This is a genomic window from Saccharothrix longispora, assembly GCF_031455225.1.
Lineage (GTDB): Bacteria > Actinomycetota > Actinomycetes > Mycobacteriales > Pseudonocardiaceae > Actinosynnema > Actinosynnema longispora.
Window position 1 is genome coordinate 2622245 of the sequence record NZ_JAVDSG010000001.1, and the last position, 26447, is coordinate 2648691.

The 26447-nt window shown below is 74.4% G+C and carries 20 protein-coding genes; 12 read left to right on the forward strand and 8 right to left on the reverse strand.

Translation table 11 applies throughout. From position 1 onward, the window contains the following. Positions 1 to 25: 25 nt before the first annotated feature. Together J2S66_RS10535 and J2S66_RS10540 are read left to right on the forward strand one after the other, a co-directional pair. Positions 26 to 1162: a cellulose-binding domain-containing protein gene (locus J2S66_RS10535; RefSeq protein WP_310306712.1), complete on the forward strand. Its 1137-nt coding sequence runs from the start codon at positions 26 to 28 to the stop codon at positions 1160 to 1162. A 169-nt stretch (positions 1163 to 1331) separates the two neighbouring features. Continuing rightward, positions 1332 to 3560 carry an ATP-binding protein gene (locus tag J2S66_RS10540; RefSeq protein WP_310306714.1) on the forward strand — a complete coding sequence of 743 codons (2229 nt, stop codon included), beginning with the start codon at positions 1332 to 1334 and terminating at the stop codon, positions 3558 to 3560. Here the strand turns inward: J2S66_RS10540 and J2S66_RS10545 are convergent. The 3 genes from J2S66_RS10545 to J2S66_RS10555 all read right to left on the reverse strand — a co-directional run bounded on the left by J2S66_RS10545 (position 3539) and on the right by J2S66_RS10555 (position 7547). Beyond that, positions 3539 to 4693, reverse strand: coding sequence for a 4-hydroxybenzoate 3-monooxygenase (locus J2S66_RS10545; protein ID WP_310306716.1), 1155 nt, complete (start codon positions 4691 to 4693; stop codon positions 3539 to 3541). The genes J2S66_RS10540 and J2S66_RS10545 overlap by 22 nt on opposite strands. A 91-nt stretch (positions 4694 to 4784) precedes the next feature. Beyond that, positions 4785 to 5531 (reverse strand): IclR family transcriptional regulator, encoded by a 747-nt coding sequence (locus J2S66_RS10550; RefSeq protein WP_310306719.1) that lies wholly within the window; start codon positions 5529 to 5531, stop codon positions 4785 to 4787. Between the two features lie 81 nt (positions 5532 to 5612). Next, positions 5613 to 7547 carry a S8 family serine peptidase gene (locus tag J2S66_RS10555; RefSeq protein ID WP_310306721.1) on the reverse strand — a complete coding sequence of 645 codons (1935 nt, stop codon included), beginning with the start codon at positions 7545 to 7547 and terminating at the stop codon, positions 5613 to 5615. 312 nt (positions 7548 to 7859) lie between these two features. Between J2S66_RS10555 and J2S66_RS10560 the strand changes: the two genes are divergently transcribed. Further along, complete coding sequence (locus J2S66_RS10560) at positions 7860 to 9371, forward strand: amidase (protein WP_310306723.1); 1512 nt, start codon at positions 7860 to 7862, stop codon at positions 9369 to 9371. On the opposite strand, the gene J2S66_RS10565 is transcribed toward J2S66_RS10560, so the two are convergent. Beyond that, positions 9356 to 11617, reverse strand: coding sequence for an ATP-binding cassette domain-containing protein (locus J2S66_RS10565; RefSeq protein WP_310306725.1), 2262 nt, complete (start codon positions 11615 to 11617; stop codon positions 9356 to 9358). The genes J2S66_RS10560 and J2S66_RS10565 overlap by 16 nt on opposite strands. Positions 11618 to 11690: 73 nt before the next feature. Between J2S66_RS10565 and J2S66_RS10570 the strand changes: the two genes are divergently transcribed. Beyond that, positions 11691 to 12515 carry a TetR/AcrR family transcriptional regulator gene (locus J2S66_RS10570; protein WP_310306727.1) on the forward strand — a complete coding sequence of 275 codons (825 nt, stop codon included), beginning with the start codon at positions 11691 to 11693 and terminating at the stop codon, positions 12513 to 12515. Between the two features lie 57 nt (positions 12516 to 12572). Here the strand turns inward: J2S66_RS10570 and J2S66_RS10575 are convergent, their stop codons facing one another. After that, positions 12573 to 13496 (reverse strand): GNAT family N-acetyltransferase, encoded by a 924-nt coding sequence (locus J2S66_RS10575; protein ID WP_310306729.1) that lies wholly within the window; start codon positions 13494 to 13496, stop codon positions 12573 to 12575. A gap of 192 nt (positions 13497 to 13688) precedes the next feature. Between J2S66_RS10575 and J2S66_RS10580 the strand changes: the two genes are divergently transcribed. From J2S66_RS10580 to J2S66_RS10595, 4 genes are all read left to right on the forward strand, one after another. Continuing rightward, positions 13689 to 14270, forward strand: a complete 582-nt coding sequence (locus J2S66_RS10580) for a PadR family transcriptional regulator (protein WP_310306731.1) — start codon at positions 13689 to 13691, stop codon at positions 14268 to 14270. A 39-nt stretch (positions 14271 to 14309) separates the two neighbouring features. Then, positions 14310 to 17018 (forward strand): SCO1167/SCO6262 family helicase, encoded by a 2709-nt coding sequence (locus J2S66_RS10585; RefSeq protein WP_310306733.1) that lies wholly within the window; start codon positions 14310 to 14312, stop codon positions 17016 to 17018. After that, positions 17015 to 18145 carry an SWIM zinc finger family protein gene (locus J2S66_RS10590; RefSeq protein WP_310306735.1) on the forward strand — a complete coding sequence of 377 codons (1131 nt, stop codon included), beginning with the start codon at positions 17015 to 17017 and terminating at the stop codon, positions 18143 to 18145. The genes J2S66_RS10585 and J2S66_RS10590 overlap by 4 nt, the downstream gene beginning before the upstream one ends. Before the next feature lie 492 nt (positions 18146 to 18637). Beyond that, a complete protein-coding gene (locus tag J2S66_RS10595; RefSeq protein WP_310306737.1) occupies positions 18638 to 19936 on the forward strand; it encodes a TetR/AcrR family transcriptional regulator in 1299 nt (432 codons plus the stop codon). Between the two features lie 34 nt (positions 19937 to 19970). On the opposite strand, the gene J2S66_RS10600 is transcribed toward J2S66_RS10595, so the two are convergent. Further along, positions 19971 to 20183, reverse strand: coding sequence for a DUF5703 family protein (locus J2S66_RS10600; RefSeq protein WP_306749641.1), 213 nt, complete (start codon positions 20181 to 20183; stop codon positions 19971 to 19973). Then, complete coding sequence (locus J2S66_RS10605; RefSeq protein WP_310306740.1) at positions 20183 to 21160, reverse strand: YncE family protein; 978 nt, start codon at positions 21158 to 21160, stop codon at positions 20183 to 20185. Before J2S66_RS10605 ends, J2S66_RS10600 begins: the two co-directional genes overlap by 1 nt. Before the next feature lie 177 nt (positions 21161 to 21337). Between J2S66_RS10605 and J2S66_RS10610 the strand changes: the two genes are divergently transcribed. After that, positions 21338 to 22405 (forward strand): phage exclusion protein Lit family protein, encoded by a 1068-nt coding sequence (locus tag J2S66_RS10610; RefSeq protein WP_310306742.1) that lies wholly within the window; start codon positions 21338 to 21340, stop codon positions 22403 to 22405. 67 nt (positions 22406 to 22472) lie between these two features. Here the strand turns inward: J2S66_RS10610 and J2S66_RS10615 are convergent, their stop codons facing one another. After that, the gene (locus J2S66_RS10615) at positions 22473 to 23438 is read right to left on the reverse strand and encodes an aldo/keto reductase (protein WP_306749638.1); all 966 of its coding nucleotides are present in this window, start codon (positions 23436 to 23438) and stop codon (positions 22473 to 22475) included. 124 nt (positions 23439 to 23562) lie between these two features. Here J2S66_RS10615 and J2S66_RS10620 point away from each other — a divergent pair, with 124 nt between their 5' ends. The 3 genes from J2S66_RS10620 to J2S66_RS10630 are packed head-to-tail and all read left to right on the forward strand — an operon-like array spanning position 23563 to position 26151. Continuing rightward, a complete protein-coding gene (locus J2S66_RS10620) occupies positions 23563 to 24612 on the forward strand; it encodes an LLM class F420-dependent oxidoreductase (RefSeq protein ID WP_310306745.1) in 1050 nt (349 codons plus the stop codon). After that, positions 24609 to 25433 carry an undecaprenyl-diphosphate phosphatase gene (locus J2S66_RS10625; protein WP_310306747.1) on the forward strand — a complete coding sequence of 275 codons (825 nt, stop codon included), beginning with the start codon at positions 24609 to 24611 and terminating at the stop codon, positions 25431 to 25433. Before J2S66_RS10620 ends, J2S66_RS10625 begins: the two co-directional genes overlap by 4 nt. Positions 25434 to 25455: 22 nt before the next feature. Continuing rightward, complete coding sequence (locus J2S66_RS10630) at positions 25456 to 26151, forward strand: histidine phosphatase family protein (protein ID WP_310306749.1); 696 nt, start codon at positions 25456 to 25458, stop codon at positions 26149 to 26151. The last annotated feature ends 296 nt before the right edge of the window (positions 26152 to 26447 follow it).

Here is a 26447-nt window from a genome sequence, read left to right on the forward strand (position 1 = left end):
CAGAAACGACAACGAAGGGGTTGTTGTGCGAAATCTGCTGGCGGCGCTGGCCGCTGTGGTGTCGACGGCGGGGCTGGTGGTGATCGGCGGGAACAGCACCGCCGGCGCCGCACCCGTCTGCGCGGTGGACTACAAGCTGAACCAGTGGGCCACCGGGTTCACCGCCAACGTGACCGTGACCAACCAGTCCGCTCCGGTCACCTCCTGGCAGCTCTCCTGGACCTTCGCCGGGAACCAGGTCGTCAGCTCCGGCTGGAGCGCCGACGTCAAGCAGTCCGGCAACCGGGTCACCGTCTCCAACGCGCCGTGGAACGGGGCGCTGGGCACGGGCGCGAGCGCGCAGTTCGGCTTCCAGGCCACCTACAGCGGCACGAACGCGGTGCCCACCGACTTCTCGTTCAACGGCGTCTCGTGCAGCGGTGACGGCCCCACCACGACCACCACCACCACCACCACGACCACGACCACCACGGACGTGCCCCCGGTCGACTGCGGCACGGCGACGCTGTGCGACGACTTCGAGCAGCAGACCGGCGGCCAACCGAGCGGCAAGTGGACCGTCGGCGCGGCCAACTGCACCGGCCAGGGCACGGTGAGCGTCGACAGCTCGGTCGCGCGCAGCGGCTCGAAGTCCGTGCGCGTCAACGGCGCGGCGGGCTACTGCAACCACATCTTCTTCGGCACCCCGCTGACCGGCACGGGCACCGTGCACGGCCGGTTCTTCGTCCGCCACACCACGGCCCTGCCGATGGCGCACGTGACGTTCGCGGCCCTCAAGGACAGCGCCGACAACGGCAAGGACCTCCGCATCGGCGGCCAGAACGCGGCCCTCCAGTGGAACCGCGAGTCCGACGACGCGACCCTGCCCGAGCAGAGCCCGCAGGGCGTCGCGCTGAGCAAGCCGCTGCCGGTGAACCAGTGGAACTGCGTCCAGTTCACCATCGACCCGTCCGGCAAGCTGTCCACCTCGCTCAACGGCGAGGCGGTCGCCGGCCTCCAGGTCGACGGCGTGCCCACGCGCGACATCGACCAGCAGTGGCTGAACAAGGCGTGGCGGCCCGCCGTCACCGACCTGCGGCTGGGCTGGGAGAGCTACGGCGACGGCGGCGACACCCTCTGGTACGACGACGTCGCGGTCGGCTCCTCGCCCATCGGCTGCTGACCCACCGGCCGACCCCGGCCACGGTGCGGCGCCCGGCCCCCGACCGGGCGCCGCACCCTCCCCGCCGTTCGGGCGGTCGGGTGAATCCGGCCGATGTCGGCCGGTCACCCGGTGGGGTGGTGCGACGCTGGCGGCTCCGGTCGTGGGCGCGACCGGGGGAGGTGGCCGCGTGGTGACGCCGAAGCCGACCGGGTCCGACGAGCCGGGGGCCCGCAACACCGCCTCCGGGACGGTCGCCGGGGTGGTGCAGGCCGGGGTGGTGCACGGTGACGTGCACCTGCACGCACCGCGGCCGGCCGCGCCGGCGGTGCCGCGCCAGTTGCCCGCCGCGCCGGCGGCGTTCGCCGGACGCGAGGCGGAGCTGGCCGCGCTGGACCGCGCCCTGACCGCCGCACCGGACGACGGGGACGGCGCGGCGGTGGTGATCACGGCGATCGGCGGGGCGGGCGGCATCGGCAAGACCTGGCTGGCCCTGGCCTGGGCCCACCGCAACCTGCACCGGTTCCCCGACGGCCAGCTGTTCGTCGACCTGCGCGGCTTCAGCCCCGCCGAACGGCCCACCGCGCCGGGCGACGCGGTGCGCGGCTTCCTCACCGCCCTCGGCGTCGCCCCCGACCGCCTCCCGCCGAACCTCGCCGCGCAGGCGGCGCTGTACCGCAGCCTGGTCGCGGGCAGGCACGTGCTGGTCGTGCTGGACAACGCCGCCACGAGCGAGCAGGTCGTCCCGCTGCTGCCCGGCAGCCCCACCTGCACCGTGCTGGTCACCGGCCGCACCAGGCCGGCTTCCCTGATCGACCGGCACGGCGCCCGACACCTGCCCCTGGACGTCCTCGCCCACGCCGAGGCGCACGCCCTGCTGACCCGGCGGCTCGGCGGCCCGCGCGTCGTCGCCGAACCCGACGCGGTCGACACCCTGATCGGGCTGTGCGGCCGGCACCCTCTGGCACTGGCGATCACCGCCCGGCACGCGGCCACCCGCCCGCACGTCCCGCTGGCCGAGTTCGCGGACGAACTGGACGAACTCGGGCTGGCGATGCTCGACCACGACACCGACCCGGCCGCGAGCCTGCCCGCGGTGCTCTCGTGGTCCCTGCGCCGGCTCGCCGACGGGCAGCGCCGGGTGTTCGCCCTGCTCGGGATCGCCCCCGGCCCGGACACCGACCTGCCCGCCGCCACCTCCCTCGGCGGCCTGCCCCGCACCGAGACGCGCAAGGTCCTGCACGCCCTGGAGGACGCGTCCCTGCTCGACCGGCACCCGCGCGGTCGCTACGCGATGCACGACCTGGTCCGCGCCTACGCCGCCGGCCTCGCCGACGACCTGGCGGAACCGGTGCGGCGCGCGGCGCTGGACCGGGTGGTCGACCACCACCTGCACACCGGGTTCGCCGCGGCCCGCCTGCTCAAGCCGCACCGCACGCCGATCCGGCTCGACCCGCCCGTCGACGGCACCCAACCCCACCCGCTGCCGGACCACGCCGCCGCGCTGGACTGGCTGGACGCCCACCACGCGCACCTGCTGGCCGCCCAGCGGACCGCCGCCGGCCTGGAGCGGCACGCGGTGGTGTGGCAGATCGCCTGGACCCTGCACACCTTCCACCAGCGGCGCGGGCACCGCCACGCCGACCTGGCCGCGTGGCGGGCCGCGGCGGACGTCGCGGACCACCTGCCCGACCCCGCCGCCCGCGCCCTGGCCCACCGGCTCCTCGGCCGCGCCCACGCCGCGCTCGGGCAGCACGAACAGGCCGTCCTCCACCTGCACGAGGCGCTCGCGCAGGCCGAGCGGCACGGCAACCCCGCCCAGCGGGCCCACGCCCACAACGCCCTCGCCCGGGTGTGGGAGCGGCGGGGCGACGACCGCCGGGCGCTGGAGCACGCCCGGCACGCCCTGGACCTCTTCCGCGCCCTCGACCAGCCGGTGTGGGAAGCCGAGGCGTGCACCGCGGTGGGCTGGTGCGCCGCCCGGCTCGGCGACCACGACACCGCCCGCGACCACCACCGGGCCGCCCTCGCGCTGCACCGCCGGCACCACGACCCCGAGGGCGAGGCGGACGCCCTGGACGGCCTGGGCTTCACCGACCACCGCACCGGGCACCACGACCGGGCCGTCGACCACCACGAGCGGGCCCTCGCCCTGTACCGCTCCCTCGGCCACACCACCGCGGCCGCCGGGGTCCTCGACCGCCTCGGCCACCCCCACGTCGCGCTCGGCCACCGCGAACGGGCCCGCGCGGCGTGGCGGGAGGCCCTGGAGCTGTACCGGCGGCAGGGCCGGGACGGCGAGGCCGAGGCCGTCCGACGGCGGCTCGACGACCTCGACCGGACCGGACCGGCGCGCGGGGACGGAGAGGTGGGGGAGGAGGAAGCGGGGGAGGCCCCTCAGAACGGCAGGCCCGCGTAGTTCTCCGCCAGGCCGGTCGCCGCCGCGGTGGACGAGCACACGTACCGCAGTTGGCTGAGCTGGAGCTCCCGGTCCAGCGCGTCACCGGTGGTGTGCAGCATCGTGGTCATCCACCAGGAGAAGTGCGTGCACCGCCAGACCCGGTGCAGCGCCCGCTCCTCGTAGCCGTCGAGCAGGTCCGTGCGGCCCGAGCCGAAGAACGCCTCCAGCGCCCGCGCCAGCACGGCGACGTCCGCCACCGCCAGGTTCAGCCCCTTCGCACCGGTCGGCGGCACGATGTGCGCGGCGTCGCCGACCAGGAACAGCCTCCCGTACCGCATGGGGGTGCTGACGAAGCTGCGCATCGGCGTGATGCCCTTGTCCACGATCGGGCCGCGGTCGAGCGCCCACCCGTCCAGGCCGAGCCGGGTGTCCAGCGCGGACCAGATGCGCTCGTCGGACCAGTCCTCGATCCGCTCGGCCGGGTCGACCTGCAGGTAGAGCCTGCTCAGCACCGGCGACCGCATGCTGTGCATGGCGAACCCGTCCGGGTGCCAGGCGTAGATCAGCTCGTCGGTCGACGGCGGGACCTCGGCGAGGATGCCCAGCCAGCCGAACGGGTAGTGCCGCTCCCACTGCGTGCGCAGCGCGGCGGGGATCGTCTCCCGGCTCACGCCGTGGAAGCCGTCCGCGCCCACCACCACGTCGGCGGTGAGCCGCCTCGGCGTGCCGGAGGAGTCCGTGAAGGACACCGACGGCCGGTCGGTGTCGAGGTCGTGCAGCGCGGTCCCGCTGACCTCGAAGTGCACGTGCTCGTGCCGCGCGGCCAGCAGGTCCTTCACGACCTCGGTCTGCCCGTAGACCCACACCGAGCGCCCGGTCAGCTCGCGGAAGTCGAGGCGGTGGCGGGTCCCGGGCCACTGGAGGTGGATGCCGTCGTGCCGCAGGCCCTCGGTCTTGAGCCGGTCGCCGAGCCCCGCGTCGGTCAGCAGGTCCGCGGTGCCCTGCTCCAGCACGCCGGCCCGGATGCGCGCCTCGACGTAGGCGCGCGAGCGGTTCTCGACGACGACCGAGTCGATGTCGTGCAGGGAGAGCAGGTGGGAGAGCAGCAACCCGGCGGGACCGGCACCGACGATGGCGACCTGTGTGCGCATGGCGGCCAAGCCTGCTCCGCGCCCGGGGCCCGGCCAAGGCGGGGCTTCCGCTCAGCGGCAGTCGGCCGGGCGGAGCTTCCGCGGAAGTCCGTCACGGGCGGGCGAGCACCCGTGAGATGCCGCCCGCGGCGACGCGCAGCGCGGTGACGTGCCGCTCGGGGTCGCGGTGGGTCGCCACGACCAGGCCGAGGGCCGCCACCACCGCGCCGTCCGCGGTGCGCACCGGCACCGCCGCGGAGCACGACCCCAGCGTCATCTCCTGCGCGGTGCGCGCGTGCCCCCGGCGGCGCGCCTCGGCCAGCTCGCGCAGCAACCGGCCCGGCTCGGTGATCGTGTACGGGGTGCACCGCTCCAGCGCGGTCACCACGCGGGCGACGACGTCCTGCGGCGCGTGCGCCAGCAGCACCTTGCCGACGCCGGTGGCGTGCAGCGGCAACCGGCCGCCCGCCCGGCTCACCACCGGGACCGAGCCGTGGCCGTGGATGCGCTCCAGGTAGAGCGCGGCGGTGTCGTCGCGCACGGCGAGGTGCACGTTCTCCCGCGTCGCCTCGTACAGGTCCTGCATGAACGGCAGCGCCGCCTCGCGCAGCTCCACCTGCACGCGGGCCAGCAGCCCGAGCCGCCACAGCCGCCTGCCGACCACGTACCGGCGGTCCGGGAGGCGTTCCAGCACCTGGTGCGCGACCAGGTCGCCGGCCAGCCGGTGCGCGGTGGACAGCGGCAGGCCGCTGCGCCGGGCCAGCTCGGCCAGCGGCAGCCCGTCCGGGTGCCCGTCGAGGGCGGTGAGCACGTCGAGCGCGCGGGCCACCACGCTCCTGCCCGAGGACCCACCAGCCACCGGCTGAACGTAGGAGGCGTCCGGGCGCGCGTCAACGCCGCGGGGGTCGGCGGGCGCCCGCCGACCCCCGCGACTACCGGATCACGCCGCGGTGACCGAGACGTCGTCCAGCACGAACGAGGTCTGGTACGACCAGTCCTCGGCGCCGGTGAAGCTCAGCGCCACGGTCTGGCCCGCGAAGGCGCCCAGGTCGAAGGAGCGCACCGCGTAGCCCGACGGGGTCAGGTTGGTGTAGGTGGCCAGGGTGGTCGACCCGGCCTTGACGGTGAAGGTGTCGAACACCGCCGGCTCGTACTCCGCCGTGCTGACCTTCAGCCAGAACGACAGCGTGGTGCCGGTGCAGCCCGCCGGGACGGTGACGGTCTGGCTCAGCGTCTCGGTGTAGGTGTAGCCGTAGCCGCCGATCCAGGACGACCGCGAGCCGGTGCGCGGCGCGCCGGCGCCGGTCCACGGTCCGATCGTCCAGGTGGCGTTGGACCAGCCGGTGGTGCCGCTCTCGAAGCCGCCGTTCGCGAGCTTCTCGCCGGGCGCGGAGCAGGAGCCGCCCGGTGGGGTGATCGTCCAGGTGAACGACGTGGAACCGGTGCGGCCCGCCGCGTCGGTGGTCGTCGCGGTCACCGGGTGGGCGCCCGCGGTGGTGGGCGTGCCGGAGATCAGGCCGGTCGGGGCGTCGATCGACAGGCCGGGCGGCAGGCCGGTGGCCGACCAGGTGTACGGCGGGGTGCCGCCGGTGGCCTTGAGCTGGAGGCTCGTGGCGGTGCCGACGACGCCGGTCTGGTTGCCGGGCGGGATGACCGACGGGTCGCCCGGGCCGGGGCCGCCGCCGGTGTTGACGAACAGCAGCCGGTTCGGCGAGCCCGCGCCCGGCGAGGTGATCTTGTTCGGCGTGGAGTTCGCCACCATGGCGCTCGCGACCTGCGCGGGCGTCAGCGACGGGGTGGCGCCGAGCAGCAGCGCCGCGCCGCCCGCGACGTGCGGGGCGGCCATCGACGTGCCGCTGATGGTGTTGGTCGCGGTGTCGTTGGTGTTCCAGGTCGAGGTGATGTTCTGGCCCGGGGCGAAGATGTCGCTGCACGTGCCGTAGTTGGAGAACGAGGCCCGCGCGTCGCCGTTCGTCGAGGCGTTGACCGTGATGGCCTCGGCGACGCGCGCCGGGGTGAAGTTGCACGCGTCGGCGTTGGAGTTGCCCGAGGCGATGGCGTAGGTGACGCCGTCGGCGATCGAGTTGCGGACCGCGTTCTCGCCGGTCACGTCGCTGCCCTGGCCCCCGAGGCTCATGTTCGCCACGGCCGGGCCGGAGGTGTGGTGGCCCGTGACCCAGTCGATGCCCGCGGCGACCCCGGCGAACGAACCGGAACCGGCGCAGTTGAGCACCTTGACCGCGACGAGCGTGACGCCCTTGGCCACGCCGTGCGCCGCGCCGCCGACCGTGCCCGCGACGTGCGTGCCGTGGCCGTTGCAGTCGGTGTTGTTGGTGTCGACGGTGTTGGTGCCCCAGGTGGCACGGCCGCCGAAGTCGGAGTGCGTGGTGCGGATGCCGGTGTCGATGATGTACGCGGTGACGCCGGAGCCGTTGTTCGGGTGGGTGTAGGACGAGTCCAGCGGCAGGTCTCGCTGGTCGATGCGGTCCAGGCCCCACGACGGCGGGTTGGGCTGGGTGTCGGTCGCCCGGACCTCGCCGTTCTGCTGGACGTAGGCGACGCCGGGTTCGGCGGCGAGCTTGCGCGCCGCCTTCTCGGACAGCGTGCCCGCGAAGCCCTTGAGCGCGTGGCGGTAGGTGAACTCGACCCGGGCGTCGTACTTGGCGCTCAGGTCGGAGGTGAGCGCGTCGACGCTCTGGGTGGACAGCTGGTCGTAGACGACGATGTAGCTGTCCGCGATCGCGGTCGGGTTGTTCGCGCCGAGGATCTCTCCCTCGGCGGCGGCGGTCGTGGCGCTCGTGGTCAGGGCCAGCGCCGTGAGGGCGGCTGTGCCTAAGGCGACCAGGGCGCGTCTGGGTGCGCGAACGTCTCCCATCGCAGGGTTCTCCCTCGTGCAGGGGTTCCGGCGACCCGATGCGGCTCGGGGGTCGTCGGATCGGGTGATTCCCGGTCACGTACGCGCGGACGTGGTCGGGAACGTTAGAGCAGCCCTCCTACCTCGACAATCGGCCGCACGTGTACGTGCCGTACGGGGTACCGAACCCCGTACGGGTGAAGGCCGGTCCGCTTGGTACCAGTGGTCCCTATTACTTCAGTGTGGATGAAAATAAAACACCGACGAGTGGTGACGTCACCGGAATGGGCGACGATCACGAGCACAAGACGCTGACGAAGCGGGAGGAACCCGGTGGACGAGCACGACTACCTGCGGCACGACGGGTTGGCGCTGGGCGGACTGGTGGCGGCGGGCGAGGTGACGCCGGCGGAGCTGCTCGCCCTCGCGAGGGCCCGCGCGAAGGCGGTGAACCCGACCGTGAACGCCATCTGCGCGTGGCTGGACGACCACGCCGACCAGCGGGTCGGGGAAGAGCTGTCCGGCCCGTTCGCGGGGGTGCCGTTCCTGCTCAAGGACCTGCACCAGGACCTTGCGGGCACGCCGACGTCCAACGGCTCGCGCGCGTTGGCGGGCGTGGTGGCGACGAGCACCAGCACGGTGGTGCGGCGGTGGCTGGACGCGGGGGTGGTGGTGTTCGGCAAGACCAGCACACCGGAGTTCGGGTCGAAGGGGGTCACCGAGCCGGCGCTGTTCGGGCCGGCGCGCAACCCGTGGGACCCGAGCCGCACGCCGGGTGGGTCGTCGGGCGGGTCCGCGGCGGCGGTGGCGGCGGGGGTGGTGCCGGTGGCGGGGGCCAGTGACGGTGGCGGGTCGATCCGCATCCCGGCGGCGTGCACGGGGTTGGTGGGGTTGAAGCCGGGGCGGGGGTTGGTGCCGTTCGGGCCGGACGAGAGCGAGCCGTTGAGCGGGTTGGCGACGCACGGGGTGGTGTCGCGGACGGTGCGGGACACGGCGGCGATGCTGGACGTGCTGGTGGGGGCGGACGCCATGAGCCCGTTCGCGCCGGGGGTGCCGGCGGGGTCGCTGCTGGCCGGGTTGGGGGAGGGGCCGGGGCGGTTGCGGGTGGGGTTCACGACGCGGTGCGCGTTGCGGGGGACTCCGCACCCGGAGGCGGTGCGGGCGGTGGAGCGGGCGGCGGAGCTGCTGGTGGGGTTGGGGCACGAGGTGGAGGAGGTGGCGCCGCCGCACGACGACCGGCGGTTGGGGCGGGACTTCCTGACGATCTGGTTCGTGCACCAGGCGGTGGAGGTGGCGCGGATCAAGCGGGCGTACGGGGTGGGTGACGGGGCGTTCGAGCCGGACACGGTGTTGATGGCGGCGTTGGGGCGGTCGTTCGGGGCGGTGGAGCTGGAGGCGGCGCAGGAGCGGCGGCGTGAGCACATCGCGGCGTTGGCGGGGTTCCACGAGCGGTACGACCTGTTGATGACGCCGACGTTGGGGGAGCCGCCGGTGCGGGTGGGGGCGTTGGACACGCCGGCGGTGTTGCGGGCGGTGGCGGGTGGTCTGGTGCGGGTGGGCGCGTCGCGGTTGTTGCGGTTGGGCGGTGCGGTGGACCAAGTGGTGGAGCGGAACCTGGCGTGGGTGCCGTACACGCAGTTGGCGAACGTGACGGGGCGTCCGGCGATCAGCCTGCCGCTGCACCGGACGGTGGAGGGGTTGCCGATGGGGGTGCAGTTCGTGGGTCGGTTGTCGGCGGAGGGGGTGTTGTTGCGGTTGGCGCGGCAGTTGGAGGAGGCGGCGCCGTGGGAGCTGCCGGTGGTGGGTGGCTCCCACGGCGCGGTGGTGGGTCAGCGGCCGACGTAGGTCCTGAGGTGTCGGGCGGTGAGGGTGTCGGCGGTGTCGACGAGGTGGGTGGGGGTGCCTTCGAAGACGATGCGGCCGCCGTCGTGGCCCGCGCCGGGGCCGAGGTCGATGATCCAGTCGGCGTGGGCCATGACGGCTTGGTGGTGCTCGATGACGATGACGGTGTTGCCGTCGTCGACGAGGCGGTCGAGCAGGGCGAGGAGTTGGTCGACGTCGGCTAGGTGCAGGCCGGTGGTGGGTTCGTCGAGGATGTAGGTGGAGGCCTTCTCGGCCATGTGGATGGCGAGCTTGAGGCGTTGGCGTTCGCCGCCGGAGAGGGTGGTGAGGGGTTGGCCGAGGGAGAGGTAGCCGAGGCCGACGTCGACGAGTCGGGCGAGGACGGCCTGGACCTGCTTCTCGGTGAAGAAGGCGCGGGCTTCGGTGACGGACATGGCGAGGACGTCGCTGATGTCGTGGTCGCGGAGGGTGTAGGTGAGGACTTCGGGGGTGAACCGCTTGCCGTCGCACTCCTCGCAGGTGGTGGCGACGCCGGCCATCATGGCGAGATCGGTGTAGACGAGGCCGATGCCCTTGCACTTGGGGCAGGCGCCGTCGCTGTTGGCGCTGAAGAGGGCGGGTTTGACGCCGTTGGCCTTGGCGAAGGCGGTGCGGATGGGGTCGAGGAGTCCGGTGTAGGTGGCGGGGTTGGAGCGGCGGGAGCCGCGGATGGGGGACTGGTCGACGGTGACGACGCCGGGGCGGCCGGCGAGTGAGCCGTGGACGAGGCTGGACTTGCCGGAGCCGGCGACGCCGGTGACGACGGTGAGGACGCCGAGGGGGATGTCGACGGAGACGTTCTTGAGGTTGTGGAGGTCGGCGCCGGTGACGGGGAGGTGGCCGGTGGGGGTGCGGACGTGGTCGCGGAGTCGGGCGCGGTGGTCGAGGTGGCGTCCGGTGAGGGTGTCGGAGGCGCGGAGTTCGGTGACGGTGCCGGTGAAGGTGATGTGGCCGCCGTTGGTGCCGGCTCCGGGGCCGAGGTCGACGACGTGGTCGGCGATGGAGATGGTTTCGGGTTTGTGCTCGACGACGAGGACGGTGTTGCCCTTGTCGCGCAGGAGGAGCAGCAGGTCGTTCATGCGTTGGATGTCGTGGGGGTGCAGGCCGGTGGTGGGTTCGTCGAAGACGTAGGTGACGTCGGTGAGGGCGCTGCCGAGGTGGCGGACCATCTTGACGCGTTGGGCCTCGCCGCCGGAGAGGGTGGCGGAGGGGCGGTCGAGGCTGAGGTAGCCGAGGCCGATGCCGACGAGGGAGTCGAGGAGTTCGCGCAGGGTGGTGAGCATGGGGCCGACGGAGTCGTCCTGGATCTTGGCGACCCAGTCGGCGAGGTCGCTGATCTGCATGGCGGAGCAGTCGGCGATGTTGGTGCCGTCGATGGTGCTGGAGAGGGCGGCGGCGTTGAGGCGGGCGCCGTGGCAGTCGGGGCACTCGGTGAAGGTGACGGCGCGGTCGACGAAGGCGCGGACGTGGGGTTGCATGGATTCGCGGTCCTTGGCCAGGAAGAGGCGTTGGACCTTGACGACGAGTCCTTCGTAGCTGACGTTGGTCTTGCCGATCTTGATCTTGGTGGCGTCGCGGTGGAGGAGGGCGTCCCACTCGTCGGGGGTGTAGTCGGCGAGTTTCTTGTCGGGGTCGTAGAAGCCTGATTGGACGTAGGTCTGGACGTACCAGGCGTCGGTGCTGAAGCCGGGGACGGTGATGGCTCCTTCGGTGAGGGACTTGGTGCGGTCGACGAGTTGGTCGACGTCGATGGTGGAGGTGCGGCCGAGGCCTTCGCAGCGGGGGCACATGCCTTCGGGGAGGTTGAAGCTGAAGGCGCCGCTGGTGCCGATGCGGGGTGTGCCGAGGCGGCTGAAGAGGATGCGGAGCATGGTGTGGGCGTCGGTGGCGGTGCCGACGGTGGAGCGGGAGTTGGCGCCCATGCGTTCCTGGTCGACGATGATGGCGGCGCTGAGGTTGCGCAGGGCGTCGACGTCGGGGCGGCCGAGGTTGGGCATGAAGGACTGGACGAACGCGGTGTAGGTCTCGTTGATGAGCCGTTGTGATTCGGCGGCGATGGTGCCGAAGACGAGGCTGGACTTGCCGGAGCCGGAGACGCCGGTGAAGACGGTGAGCCGTCGTTTGGGGATGTCGACGGAGATGTCGGCGAGGTTGTTCTCGCGTGCGCCGCGCACTTCGATGACGTCGTGGCTGTCGGCAGGCGTGCCCATGCTTCTTCCCCCTGGTTTGTTTATGTCGTAAACTGATCGCGGGAACAGTACTTTACTGTGTAAGGAGTCACAAGTGGTGGTGTACGCCGGGCAGGGGGACCCGCGTCGGTCGATGCGGCTGCTGTGGCGTGCCGCCGAGGACGCGGGCGAGGGGGGCGCGGGCGTCGCGCGGCCGGGGCCGAGGCCGGGGTTGAGCGTGGAGGAGGTGGTGGGCGCGGCGATCGCGATCGCCGACCGGGACGGGATGGCGGCGTTGTCGATGCGCGCGGTGGGGGAGCGGTTGGGGCGCACGGCGATGGCGCTCTACACCTACGTGCCGAACAAGGCCGAGCTGATCGACCTGATGTGCGACGCGGTGCGGCGCGAGCTGCCCGTGGACTACCCGCTGGGTGGCGGGTGGCGGCCGGCGCTGGAGGCGTGGGCGGCGGACACCCGCGCGTTCTACCTGCGCCACCCGTGGGTGTTGCAGGTGTCGCAGGCGCGGCCGGTGCTGGGGCCGGGTGAGTTCGCGGCGCTGGAGGCGCTGCTGCGGGTGCTGCGCGGGACGGGGCTGCCGGTGGGGGTGCTGCGGGGTGTGGTGGGGGCGTTGACGCAGTTCGTGCGGGGTGCGGCGGCGGTGGTGTCGGACGCGCGGCGGGCGGCGGCGGACACGGGGGTGTCGGACGAGGAGTGGTGGTTCGCCCGGTCGCCGGTGCTCGACGAGGTGGCGCCGGACTTCGGCGAGCGGTTCCCGCTGGCGGCGTGGATCGGCGTGGAGGAGCCGCCGCCGGTGCCGGGGGACCCGTGTGCGTCCTACCTGGAGCGCGGGGCGGTGGAGGGCTTCACGGCGGGGTTGGCCGTGCTGCTGGACGGCATCGAGGTCGCGGTGGCCCGCCTCGGGGAGGGCGCGCCCGCGTAGGTGGAGGTCGGCGCGCGTCGGGGGACGGGCCCGGGGGACGGGCCCGGGGGCGGCCGATCAGGTGCCGAGCACGCCGTCGGCGAGCTCGCGCGCCACGTCGAGGTGCCCGGTGTGGCGCGCGTACTCCTGGAGCAGGTGGAACAGCACCCAGGCCAGGGTGGGTCGCGGCGTGCCGGTCGCGGTCCAGCGGGCCACGCGGTCGGTCAGCGCGGCCCCGGCGGTGATCTCGCGGGAGCGGGCGCACTGCTCCAGGTAGAAGGCGCGGACGCCCTCGCTGGTGTCGCCGTGCTCGACCACCCACTCGGCGCGCGGCACGTCGGGGTCGCCGTGCGGGCTGTCGACCTCCTCGCCGCGGAAGCAGTGGCGCAGCCACCGCCGCTCGACGTGGGCGAGGTGCTTGAGCATCCCCAGCGGCGTCCAGCCCGAGGGCAGGCGGCTGGTGCGCAGCTCCTCCTCGGACAGGCCGCGCAGCTTGCGCAGCACCGCCTCGCGGTAGAAGTCCAGGTAGGCGTGGAGCAGCTCGGCCGGGTCGGCCAGGTCGGGCGGGGGTTCGACGGGCACCGGCAGCCGCGCCGCGACCCGGTCGCCGGTCGTCTCCGGTGTCGCGCCCGCCTTGGTCAGCAGGGCCAGTGCCGCGGCGTTGTCGGCGGTGGTCTCGGCGACGAGGGTGCGCACGCCCCGCCTCGGCGCCAGTTCCAGGAGGCGGTGCAGGGCGGCGAGGCCCACGCCGGCGCCCCGTGCGCGCCGCGCCACCCAGATGCCGGTCTCGCCCGCGTCGGTGAGCCGGATCATGCCCACCGTGCGGTCGTCGTCGACGATCTCGTAGGCGTCGTCCCGGAAGCCCCGGTAGAACTCGCGGAACTCGTCGGTCCGGTCCGGTGTCCAGCCGGGCGGCATCACGTCGGCCGGGTCGGCGTCCTCGACCGCCAGGGCGAGGAGTCGCTCCACGGCCCCGTCGTCCACCTGCCGCAACCTGATCACGCCGTCGACTCCTTCTCCGGGGGTGTGCGGAAGCGCGGCACGACGCGCGTGCCGCCGAGCCGGGCGCGCCGTCGTCCGTCGATCCCGGCGGGGGTCATCCGCCCATCCTGCGCGATCTACCCTGTGCCCCGGAACGGATCGCCGGAACCCCCGGGGCACCGCTGGGCCCGGGTACCGCTGGACGAGGACGCGATGTCGGCTACACGGTTGCTGGTGCTCGGCGTGGTGCGCGGCTACGGGCGCGCCCACGGCTACCTGATCGGCAACGACCTGATGTCGTGGGGCGCGGGGGAGTGGGCCAACGTCAAGTGGGGGTCGATCTACCACGCGCTCAAGCAGCTCACGAAGGACGGGCACCTGCTCGACCACGCCGTGCCGCCGGGCCGCACCGACTACGAGATCACGCCGCGGGGCGACGCCGAGCACGGGCGGCTGCTGCGCGACGCGCTGCGCCGCCCCGAGACGCGTCCCGACCTGCTGGCCGCCGGGTTGGCGCTGCTGCCGTCGCTGACCCGCGCGGACGCGGTCGGGCTGCTCGAACAGCGCCTGGCCGCGCTGGAGACCCGCCGCGCCGCCGCCCGCGCGCAGGCCGAGGGGTGGCGCGGCCCGGCGCACGTCGCCGAGCTGCACGGGTTGTGGGAGCACGCGGCGGCGGGCGGCGCGGACTGGACCAGGGGGCTGCTCGACCGGCTGCGCGGCGGCGCGTACCCCATGGCGGGCGAGCCGGGCTCGCCCGGCGACCCCGGGAGTTGGGGTAGGCTCAAACTTGAATAGCCGGGGCGTGAACAGCTGGGGGCAGCCCTGAACACCGGATTGGAGCGGTACGCGGCCGTCTTCGAAGCCGCAGACCCGCCGCGGACGTCCACGATCGCCTTCTACGCGCACCCCGGCGGCGGGCCGGGCCTCCCGGCGGACACCGAGGTCGTCGTGGCGGGCCCGGACGGCGCGCGGCGGTCCGCGCCCGCCGTGCGCGTGCCGCTGACCGAGGCCATCCCGCTGCTGAGCCGGGCCCGCCGCACCGGCCGCGCGCACCCCGCCGCCGCGTTCTGGGGCGCCGCCGTCGTGCTCGCCCTGGGCCTGGTCGCCCGCGGCCGGGTGCGGCCCGCCGTCACCGACGGCGACTTCGACGCCTGGCTGCTCGCCCCGCTCGACGCCGCCGACCACGCCCGCGTGCGCGACCTGGCCCACGCCATGCCGCCGCACGCCCGCGCCGCCCCGTTGGCGGGCCGCGACCCCGCCGAGCTGCCCGACGCCGAACCCCTCCTGCGGGCCTTCCTCGACGCCGTCGCCGACACCATGCCGCGCGGCGCGGCGGCCGTGCACGCCGCCGGGGCGCCCGCGTTCGCCTCGCCCGAACCCCAGCGGGTGCCGCACCTGCGCGGCTGGGCCGACCAGGGCGTGCGCCTCTCCCTGCGGGTCGAGGGCGACGAGCGGTTCCGCGTCGTCGTGCAGGTCCACAACCTCGCCGACCCCACCCTCGTCGTGGACGCCGCCGAGCTGTGGGCGGGCGCCAACCAGCGGCTGCGCGCCGACGCCACGGTGGCCCTGCGCCGCGCCGCCCGCGCCTACCCGCCCCTGGAACCGCTGCTCGACCGGCCCGTGCCCGACGCGACCACCCTCACCGACGGCGACGTCGAGCTGCTGCTCACCACCGGCGCCGTGCGGCTGGCCGGCGCGGGCGTGGAGGTGCACTGGCCCAAGGACCTCGTGCGCGACCTCACCGCCAGGGTCGTGCTCGGCGGCGACCGCGGCGACCGGCCCGGCTTCTTCGGCCCCGACCAGCTCACCGCGGTGAACTGGCAGCTCGCCCTGGGCGACGACCCCCTCACCCCCGAGGAGCTGGACCTGCTCGCCGAGGCGCACCGGCCCGTCGTGCGGCTGCGCGACCGCTGGACCCTGGTGGACCCCGAACTGGCCCGCCGCGCCCGCGAACGCGCCCTCGCCCCCGTCACCGCCGTCACCGCGCTCGGCGCCGCCCTCACCGGCACCGTCGAGGTCGACGGCGTCGAGGTGCCCGTCGCCACCACCGGCCGGCTCGACGAGCTCAAGGCCGAACTGGCCCGCGAGGAGCGGGTCGACCAACCCGCCGCGCTGCGCGCCACCCTGCGCGACTACCAGCTGCGCGGCCTGGCCTGGCTGCACCGGATGACGTCGCTGGGCCTGGGCGGCTGCCTGGCCGACGACATGGGCCTGGGCAAGACCATCACCCTCATCGCCCTGCACCTGCACCGCGCCGGCCTGCCCGGGGGCGGCGGCCCCACCCTCGTGGTCTGCCCGACGTCCCTGCTGGGCAACTGGCAGCGCGAGGTCGAGAGGTTCGCGCCCGGCGTGCCCGTGCGCCGCTACCACGGCCCCGGCCGCGACCTGGCCCGCGACGCCGACCACACCGGGTTCGTGCTGACCACCTACACCACCATGCGGCTCGACGCCGACGCGCTCGCCGGGCACGAGTGGGACCTGGTCGTCGCCGACGAGGCCCAGCACGTCAAGAACCCCGCCTCCGACACCGCCAAGGCCCTGCGCCGCGTCCCCGCCCGCGCCCGCGTCGCCCTCACCGGCACCCCCGTGGAGAACACCCTCTCCGAGCTGTGGGCCGTGCTCGACTGGACCACGCCCGGCCTGCTCGGCACCCTGCCCCGGTTCAGGGCGCGCTGGGCCAAGCCCGTCGAGGTCGACCGCGACGCCGACACCGCCGCCCGGCTGGGCCGCCTCGTCGCGCCGTTCCTGCTGCGCCGCCGCAAGACCGACCCCGGCATCGCGCCCGAGCTGCCCGCCAAGACCGAGACCGACCACCCCGTGGCGCTCACCCGCGAGCAGGCCGCCCTCTACGAGGCCGTCGTGCGCGAGCTGATGGCGGAGATCGCCGACTCCTCCGGCATCGCCCGCCGGGGCCGGGTCGTGCGCCTGCTCACCGCGCTCAAGCAGGTGTGCAACCACCCCGCCCAGTACCTCAAGGAGGGCTCGCCGGTGCTCGCCGGGCGCTCCGGCAAGCTCGAACTGCTCGACGAGCTGCTCGACACCATCCTCGCCGAGGGCGGCTCGGTGCTCGTGTTCACCCAGTACGTCGCGATGGCGCGGCTGCTCGAACGCCACCTCGCCGCCCGCGGCACCACCACCGCCCTGCTGCACGGCGGCACGCCCGTCGCCGCCCGCGAGGACGTGGTCCGCCGCTTCCAGGACGGCGGGGTGCCCGTGTTCCTGCTCTCCCTCAAGGCCGCCGGCACCGGCCTCAACCTCACCCGCGCCGACCACGTCGTGCACTACGACCGGTGGTGGAACCCCGCCGTGGAGGACCAGGCCACCGACCGCGCCCACCGCATCGGCCAGACCCGGCCCGTGCAGGTGCACCGCCTCGTCGCCGAGGGCACCGTCGAGGACCGGATCGCCGCCATGCTGCGCGCCAAGCGCGACCTCGCCGACTCCGTGCTCACCCGCGGCGAGGCCGCGCTGACCGAACTCACCGACGCCGAGCTGGCCGACCTCGTCGAGCTGCGCGCGACCGACCACGGGGGCGCCCGGTGAGCGGGCGCGTGAAGGGCTTCCCCGCCTTCGGCAAGGGGGTGCGCCACCCCCGCAGCTGGTGGGGCCGGGCCTGGCTCAAGGCGTTGGAGGACACCTCCCTGGACCAGGCTCCGCTGCGCCAGGGCCGCAAGTACGCCCACGCCGGGCTCGTCGGCACCATCACCGTCAGCCCCGGCCGGCTCGACGCCGTCGTGCACGACCCCGACGACACCTACCGCACCACCGTGCGCCTCACCCCGCTCACCGACGCCGAGTGGCGGCGCTTCCTCGACCGCGTCGCCGACAAGGCCGGGCACCTGGCCGCGCTGCTCGACCACGAGGTGCCGCGCGACCTCGTCGACGCCGCCGCCGACGCGGGCGTGCCGCTGCTGCCCGGCATCGGCGACCTCGACCCCGAGTGCACCTGTCCCGGCTGGGAACTGCCCTGCCGCCACGCCGCCGCCCTGTGCCACCAGGCGTCCTGGCTGCTCGACGCCGACCCGTGGGTGCTGCTCCTGCTGCGCGGGCGCGACCGCGACGAGGTCGTCGCCGGAGCCCGCCCCACCACCACCGGCACCCCCGCCACGGACGCCTACGCCGCGCCGCCCGTCGCCCTGCCCGACGACCCGCCGCCCGCCGGACCGGACCCGCTGCCGGAGTTCGACCCCGCGCCCGGCCTCGACCCCGCCGTGCTGCGCCTGCTCGTCGCCGACGCCGCCGCCAAGGCCCGCGACCTGCTGGCCACCGGCTCCTGGCCGGCCGCCGACGAACGCCGCGACCGCATCCGCATGGCCGCCACCCACCCCGCGCTGCGCGACCTGCCCGAGGTGCTCGACCGGCTCGACGCCGACCCGCGCGCCGTCCGCGCCTGGCAGCAGGGCGGCCCGGCCGCCCTCGACGTCCTGGAACACCCCTGGACCCCCGATCGGGCCGAGACCAACCGCGCCCGCACCGCCTGGGACCGCGCCGAGCTGCCCGCGCCCACCGTCCGCGCGAACCGGTGGACGGTGCCCGGACCCGACCGCGACCGGCAGCTGCGCTACGGCCGCGACGGCCTCTGGTACCCGTACCGCGCCCGCGCCGGGCGCTGGTGGCCCACCGGCGTGCCGACCCGCGACCCGGCCACCGCGTTCACCGATCCCGGCTGATCCCGACGGCCGGAGAACCGGACCGGTGCGCCGTGCCCGCCCGGACGACGCCGCGCCGAGGCCACCACACCTGTGGTACCACACCTGTGGTGGCGCCGACCTGCGGCGGGAGCCCGCCCGCGCGGCTCCGGCGGCACTGGGGGTTGCCGCGGTCGCCGTGCGGGCGGGCAGGGTGCCGGGACCGGCCGAGGTTCCGAGCCGACGGCCGCCCCTTCGCGCACCCCGTGACCGCACGGGGTGGGGCGCTCACCCGGTGCGGGGGAACGCGCCTCCCCCGCGCGCCGCGGTGCGTTCGGCCCTCCCCGGCGACCCCGCACCACGCGATGCCGGGAGTCTCGCCCCCGCGCCGGTGAGGGGTCAACGGAGCCCCCCGGTCGACACGGCTCACCGAGGTGAGCGAACACTCCCCCACGGGGTGAGTGTGCAATACCGTGATCGCCCACGGCGGGTATGCGCCGCGCCGGGAGACGTGCCGAAGGGGGGAGTGCCCACGTGGTTCCGGTACGCGAACGGCTGCTCGACGCGGGGCAGGCACTGCTGGTCGAGGACGGTTTCAAGGTCCTCAACCGGGGCCTCAACGTCGCCGAGATCGCCGCCCGCGCCGAGGTCAGCGAGAAGACCTTCTTCGCGACCTTCGGCGACAAGGGCCGCTACGTCGAGGAACTGCTGGTGCGGTTCAACCGCCCGCCCGCACCCCGGGCGGGGACGGTGGTCGACGTCGTCGAGCAGGCCCTCGCCGAGACCAAGGGCGACCCGAGGCGCCTGCTGCGCACGGTGTCCACCTGGAACTACGAGCTGCTGCGCGCCGACCCCGCCACCCTCATGCAGCTGGCCACCGTCGTCCTGGGCCGCGGCCACCAGGGCGCCATGCGGCGGCTGCGCCAGACCTACGCCGCCTACGACCAGGCCGGCGTGCGGGTCTACCGGTCCATGCTCGCCCGCTGGAGCGCGTCGCTGCGCGCCCCGTTCACCCCCGAACAGCTCGCCGTCGTGCTCACGGCCCTCGTCGAAGGGCTGTTCCTGCGCCACCTCGCCGACCCCGACGCCGTGCCCGACACCCTGCTCGGCGACACCGTCGTCGCCCTCGTCGGCGCCCTGCTCGACCCCGAGCAGGGCCACGGCCACGTGGACGACGCCATCGCACCCCTGGCGGACGAGGTCGTGCGCGCCTACCGCGTCGACCGCCTCGACGGCCTGCCCGACAACCCCCGCAACGCCGTCATCGCCGCCGCCCGCCACGAGTTCGCCGCCCGCGGCTACTACGCCACCACGCCCGACCACATCGCCGCCCGCGCCGGCGTGCCCCTCACCGTGCTGAGGCAGCTGTTCCCGGTGAAGGCGTCCATCGTCGTGGGCGCCCTGCGCCCCGGCTGCGGAGAGCTGCGCTCGCTGCTCGACGACGACCTGGCCCTGGGCGTCGCGCCGCGCCACCTGCTGCGCCGCCACCTCGAACGCCTCGCCGCCTTCACCCTGGGCAACCGCGAGTTCGCCGAGGCCCTGGTGATGGCCGTGGTCCACGACACCGCCACCGACGACACCACCGACGGGATCAGCCGCGAGATCGACCTGGCGGGCATGCTCGTCCCCGTCATCGAGGCGGGCCGCGCCCGCGGCGACTTCGGCGCCGACCACGACCCCGCGACCCTGGCCCGCGCGCTCACCGACAGCACCCTGCTGCACTGCCTGACCCACCGCGACGGCACCGCGGCCGACCACGTCGACGCCGTCGAGGCCCTCGCCCTGCACGGCCTGCTCGCCCGCGCCGCGCCGGACGCGCCACCGGGCCGGTGACCGGGCCGGGCGCCAGTCCCCGGACGATCGGGTCCTAGGTGATCAACCCGGGCACCACCGCGGCGGTCCGCCTGCGCCGCAGCCAGACCTTGCGGGAACCGTCGCCGAACAGCAGGGTCCGCGACAGCTCCCAGCCCGCGAACTCCGCGTGGATCGTCAACTGCGTCGTCGCCGTGCGGCGCGAGACCCCGGCCGGCAGCCGCAGCGGCCGGTACTCCCAGTCCCCGTCGACCACCGCTTCGTCCATCACCCGATCACCTGCATCCCTTGGCCGTCGCCGGACGCGACGAACACGCGCCCGCTGCCTGGATCAACCGCCACCGAGTCCGGCTGCCGGACCGCGGCGTACCGGTGGCGCTCCACCGGATCGGCCCCGGAGACGTCGAAGGCCACGACCTCGTTGCGCTCGGTGAGCGTCACCCACAGCAGGTCCCGGTCCGCGTCGTAGGCCATCCCGTACGGCGCGCCCGGCAGGGGGTAGCGCAACCGCATGATCAACGGCGAGGTGGAGAACGACATCAGCTCGCCGCCCCGCGTGTCCACCACGAACACCCGGCCGAACCGGTCGGCCACCGCGTTCGTCGCGCCGTCGCCCGCCCGCAGCCCCGCGCCGGGGGTGCCCGAGGTCGGGTCCAGGTCGAACACCGCGCTGCGCGGCCGGTCCAGCACCACGGCCGCGTCGCCCGCCACCACCAGCCGGTCCGGGCTGGAGATGCCGCGCACCACGTGCTCGCCGCCCGAGCCGCCCAGCACCGACACCTGCCTGGCGTCGCGCTGGGCCACCAGCACCAGGTCACCCAGCCGCGCCACGTCCACCGGCCCGCCCGACACCGACCGCGACGACGACGTGCCGTCCGGGGCGACGGTCACCACGACACCCGCCGACGGGACGGTCGCCTCGACCGCGTCGCCCACCGCCACCAGCCGCTCCGCCGGTCCGGGCAGCGCCGCGGTCACCGGTCCGGCCAGGGACGACGGGAAGAGCAGCACCGACGGCGGCTCGGCCACCGCGACCGCGACCCGCCCGCCGGCCACCGCCACCGCCGTCGCGGGCCCCACCGGCAGCACGACGCCCTCCGGGGTCGCGGACTGGGCGGGGGAGACGGCGGGACGGGCGGGTTCCAGCGTCGCGGCGACCTGCAACGGGTCGGCCGGGTTCTCCTCGGTCGCACAACCGGACACCACCAGGGCTCCGGTGAGCACTGCCGCGGCCAGTCGGCGCAACGTCGGACCTCCTAGGCGTAACCCGTTCGCTCACTGCCCTCCCAGCATCCATCACCGAACAGCCATCGTCACGCAGGGGGCGGGTGTTGTCGTTGGTCCGCGAAGGTGATAGTCGGCCCCCACCCGTACCCGCGGAGGCACCGCGACGATCATCCCTGGTGACACGGGAGGAGTCGGATGACCGTCGAGGAGTTGCGCGACCGGCACGTCGCACTGCTGCGCGCCCGGCGCGTGGTGGACCACCTCGACGCACCGGGCGCGGCGGACGAGCACACCGAGGGCTACCGCACCTGGACCCAGGTGGCCTCCGACCCGCTGACCCGCCGCCTGGCGCGGCTCGTCGACGTCCGCGTGCGCCACGCCGCCTACCGGCCCGCGCACCTGCGCGACCAGCAGCGCACCCTCGACGCCCTGCAACCCGAGGTGCTGCACCTGGCCAGCGCCGCCGGCCTGGGACCCACCACGCCGGTGCTGGCCGGGGTGTTCCCCACCGGCACGCTGGACGCGCTGAGCGTGCCCGTGCCGGGCCGGGGCGTCCTGGTGCTGGTCAACACCGCCGCCCTGGACCTGCTGGGCGGCGTGCTCAAGATCATGACGGGGGCGCTGCCGCGCTACGGCACCCCGCCGCTGCTGACCGCCTCCCAGACCTCCTACGCCCTCGCCGAAGCCGTCAACGCCTACCTGTACGGCAACGGCGCGGTCGAGGCGCGCCGGCTGCCCGGCCTGTCCGGCCAACGCCTGGCGCTGGTCGGGCTGATGTCGCGCCGCGCCACCCAGTTCCTGCTGGCCCACGAGGTGGCGCACGTCCAGGCGGGCCACCTCGTGAACGCGCGCCGCCGCACCGACCCGGACACGCCCGTCGGCGCCCTCGACGCCCAGGAGGTGGGGTGGTCCCGCGAGCACGAGGCGGACCGGCTGGCCGCCACGATGCTGCTGCACACCCTCGACGACCTCGCCCCGCGCGAACTGGACGTGCACGAGCCGTGCGTGGTCGCCGCCGTGCTGCTGGTGCTGTTCCTGCACGAGGTCACCGACCGGCTGGCCGGCGAGCTGGGGCTGGCCGTCCCGTTCGCGGGCGCCCACCCGCCGCCGGTGCGGCGCGTCCAGGCCCTCGTGGGGCACGTCGCCGCCCACGTCCGCTCGCCGCGCGCCCTCGACCTGGCCGCCGACGTCGCCACCTGGCTGGAGGAGCAGGTCGGGGGAGTGCGCGAGTGGTTCCGCCGCGTCGACGCGGCGATGGTGTGACCGCAGCAGGTCCCCTGCAGCAGGTCCACTGCGGCGGGACCGCCTCGGCAGGCCCACCTCGGCGGCGTCAGACCAGCGGTCGCTCCGGGTAGCCGAACTCCACCGCGCTCACGTCGTCCAGCGCCGAGCGGATCGCCGGCGGCAGCTCCAGGTCCTCCGCCGCCAGCGACCCCAGCAGCTGGGACGTGTCGCGCGCGCCCACCACCGGGGCCACCACGCCCGGCCGGTCCCGGACCCAGGCCAGCGCCACGCACAGCGCGTTGGTGCCCAGCCCGTCCGCCGCGGTCGCCACCGCCTGCGTGATCCGCGCCGCCCGCTCCGTGCGGTGCTGCTCCACGTACCCGGCGAAGTGCGCCGACGCGCCGCGCGAGTCCGAGGGCGTGCCGTTGCGGTACTTGCCCGTCAGCACACCCCGCCCGAGCGGCGCCCACGGCAGCAGCCCGATGCCGTGGTGCTGCGCGGCGGGCACGACCTCCCGCTCCACGCCCCGCTCCAGCAGCGAGTACTCCACCTGCGTGGACACCAGCGGGGTGTGCCCGGGCAGCGCCGCCGCGGTGCCCAGCTGCCAACCCGAGTAGTTCGACACGCCCGCGTAGCGCACCCTGCCCGAGGACACCGCGGTGTCCAGCGCCGACAGCGTCTCCTCCAGCGGCACGCCGGCGTCCCACGCGTGCAGCTGCCACAGGTCGACGTGCTCCACCCGCAGCCGCCGCAGCGAGCCGTCCAGCGCGTGCAGCAGCGCGCCCCGCGACGCGCCGCCGCCGAACGGGCCGTCGTTGCGCCGGGCCACCGCCTTCGTCGCCACGACGAGCTCCTCGCGCGGCACGACCTCGCCGATCAGGCCGCCCAGGATGCGCTCGCTCTCACCCTCGACGTACACGTCGGCGGTGTCCACGAGCGTGCCGCCCGCCTCGGTGAAGGCCATCAGCTGGGTGGCCGCCTCGTCGGCGTCGGTGTCCCGCCCCCAGGTCATCGTGCCCAGGGCCATCCGGGAGACCCGCAAGCCGCTGCGCCCCAGGTATCGCTGTTCCACGCGGCGCAGCCTAAGGGGTGATCGACATTCCGGCGGGTTGTGGCGCGCGCTTGTCAAGGGCGAATCCGGCGACACCCGCCCACCCGGCCTGGCGGAGGGGGTTACCGACCGGTACGGTCCGCGTGTGCGACTGGGACTGAACCTCGGGTACTGGGGCGCGGGCAACGACGCCGCGAACCTCGAACTTGCCAAGGAAGCCGACCGCCTCGGCTTCTCGGTGGTGTGGGCCGCGGAGGCGTACGGCTCCGACGCGCCGACCGTGCTGGCCTGGGTCGCGGCCCAGACCGAGCGGGTGGACGTCGGCAGCGCGATCCTCCAGATCCCCGCGCGCACGCCCGCGATGGCCGCGATGACCGCCGCCACCCTGGACACCCTCTCCGGCGGCCGGTTCCGGATGGGCCTGGGCGTCTCCGGGCCCCAGGTGTCCGAGGGCTGGCACGGCGTGCGGTTCGACAAGCCGCTGGCCCGCACCCGCGAGTACGTCGACATCGTCCGCTCCGCCCTGCGCCGCGAGCGGCTGCGCTACGACGGCGAGCACTACACGCTGCCGCTGCCCGACGGGCCCGGCAAGGCCCTCACCCTCACCGTGCACCCGGTGCGCGAGCACATCCCCGTCTACCTGGCCGCCGTCGGCCCGAAGAACGTCGAACTGGCCGGCGAGATCGCCGACGGGTGGCTGGCGATCTTCTTCTCCCCGGAGCACTCCGCCGGGTCGATGGCCGCGCTCAGGGCCGGCCGGGAGAAGGCGGGCAAGACCCTCGACGGGTTCGACGTCGTGCCCACCGTGCCGATGCACGTCGGCGAGGACTGGCGCTCGTGCGCCGACCACGTCCGCCCCTACGCCGCGCTCTACGTCGGCGGCATGGGCAGCAGGCAGAAGAACTTCTACAACGACCTCGCCGTGCGCATGGGCTTCGCCGCCGAGGCCGCCGAGGTGCAGGACAAGTACCTGTCCCGCGACTACGCCGGCGCCCAGGCCGCGCTGCCCGTCGAGTTCCTCGACTCCACCTCGCTGCTGGGGCCGAAGGAGCGCATAGCAGACCGCATGAGGGCCTACGCCGAGGCGGGGGTCACCACCCTCACCATTTCACCCATGCTGCAAGATCTGGAGCAGGGGATCGCCGCGCTGCGCACGGCGACCGAAGCTCTGGATCTGGCAGGAGTGGGTAGTTGAGCTGGTTGCAGGCCATTGTCCTCGGACTCGTCCAGGGACTCACGGAATTCCTGCCCATTTCCTCGTCCGGCCACATCAGGATCGTCTCCACGCTGTTCTTCGGCAACGACGCGGGCGCGTCGTTCACCGCGGTCATCCAGCTGGGCACCGAGGTCGCGGTGCTGATCTACTTCGCCAAGGACATCGGCAACTTCATCGCGGCGTGGTTCAAGGGCCTGTTCAGCAAGGCCGCCCGCGCCTCCGAGGACTACCGGATGGCCTGGTACGTGATCATCGGGTCGATCCCCATCAGCGTGCTGGGCTACCTGTTCAAGGACGAGATCCGCTCGTCGCTGCGGAACCTGTGGATCACCGCGACGACGCTGATCGTGTTCGGCCTGCTGCTCGGCCTCGCCGACCACTTCGCCTCGCACATCCGCAACAAGCTCCAGCTCAAGGACGCGGTCGGCATGGGCCTGGCCCAGGCCATGGCGCTGATCCCCGGCGTGTCCCGCTCCGGCGGGACGCTCACCGCCGGCCTGTTCCTCGGCCTGGACCGCGCCTCGGCCGCCCGCTACTCGTTCCTGCTGGCGCTGCCCGCGGTGTTCGGCGCGGGCATCTTCAGCATCCCGGACGTGCTCGACCGCACCGAGCCCAACGCCGCCTCCGTGCCGCAGATGATCGTGGCCACGATCGTGTCGTTCGCGGTCGGCTACGCCACGATCGCGTGGCTGCTGCGCTACGTCTCCAAGCACAGCTACTCGGTGTTCGTGTGGTACCGGCTGCTGCTGGGCATGGTCCTGATGGGGCTGCTGTCGATGGGCCTCATCAACGCCACGTAGGAACGCCGCATAGGGTTGGCCCGTGGCCACCGTGATCCTGCTGCGACACGCCCGATCCACCGCGAACGGGGCGGGCGTGCTCGCCGGCCGACAGCCCGGCGTGCGACTGTCCGACAAGGGCGAGGAGCAGGCGCGCGCGCTCGTCGACCGGCTCGCCGGCGTGCCGGTGCGGGCGTTCGTGACCTCCCCGCTGGAGCGCTGCCGGCAGACGCTGGCGCCGCTGCTCGCCGAGCGCGGCCTGGAGCCCGTCGTCGAGCCCGGGCTGGCCGAGGTCGAGTACGGCGAGTGGACCGGCCGGGAGATCAAGGACCTGGTCGCCGAACCGCTGTGGAAGGTCGTGCAGCAGCACCCGTCCGCGGCCGTGTTCCCGGGTGGCGAGGGGCTGGCGACCGTGCAGGCGCGCGCGGTGGCCGCGATCAGGGCGCACGACGCCCGCGTCACCGCCGAGCACGGGCCGGGCGCGGTGTGGGTCGCGTGCAGCCACGGCGACGTCGTCAAGGCCGTGCTCGCCGACGCGCTGGGCGTGCACCTGGACGGGTTCCAGCGCATCGTCGTGGACCCCGCGTCGCTGTCGGTCGTGCAGTACACCGAGACGCGGCCGTTCGTGCTGCGGGTCAACGACAACGGCGGTGACCTCTCCGGCGTGGTGCCGCCGCCGGCGCAGGAGGAGCGGGCGCCGTCCTCCGACGCCGTCGTGGGCGGCACGACCGGCCCGTGACGGGACTGCCGTGAGCAGCGCGTGGCCCCCGGACAGTGCAGGGTAGTCCGGGGGCCACGGTGTGTCGGCCGGGGCGGGCGGCCTCGTGGTGACGATCGTATTGGTGTTAATGCGCAGGTAAATGCCCTCTTGGTGGGTGGGACGCGGCCGACCTCGACGGCGACGGGACGTCCGGAGTGCCGCCCGGCCCCCTGGAAGGGGCTAAAACCGCAGCTCAAACTATGTGGAAACAATTCGGAAACACAGCGTGGCAAGCCTGCGCACGCCGTAGTGCGCTGATCCGTTCGGTCCGCGCC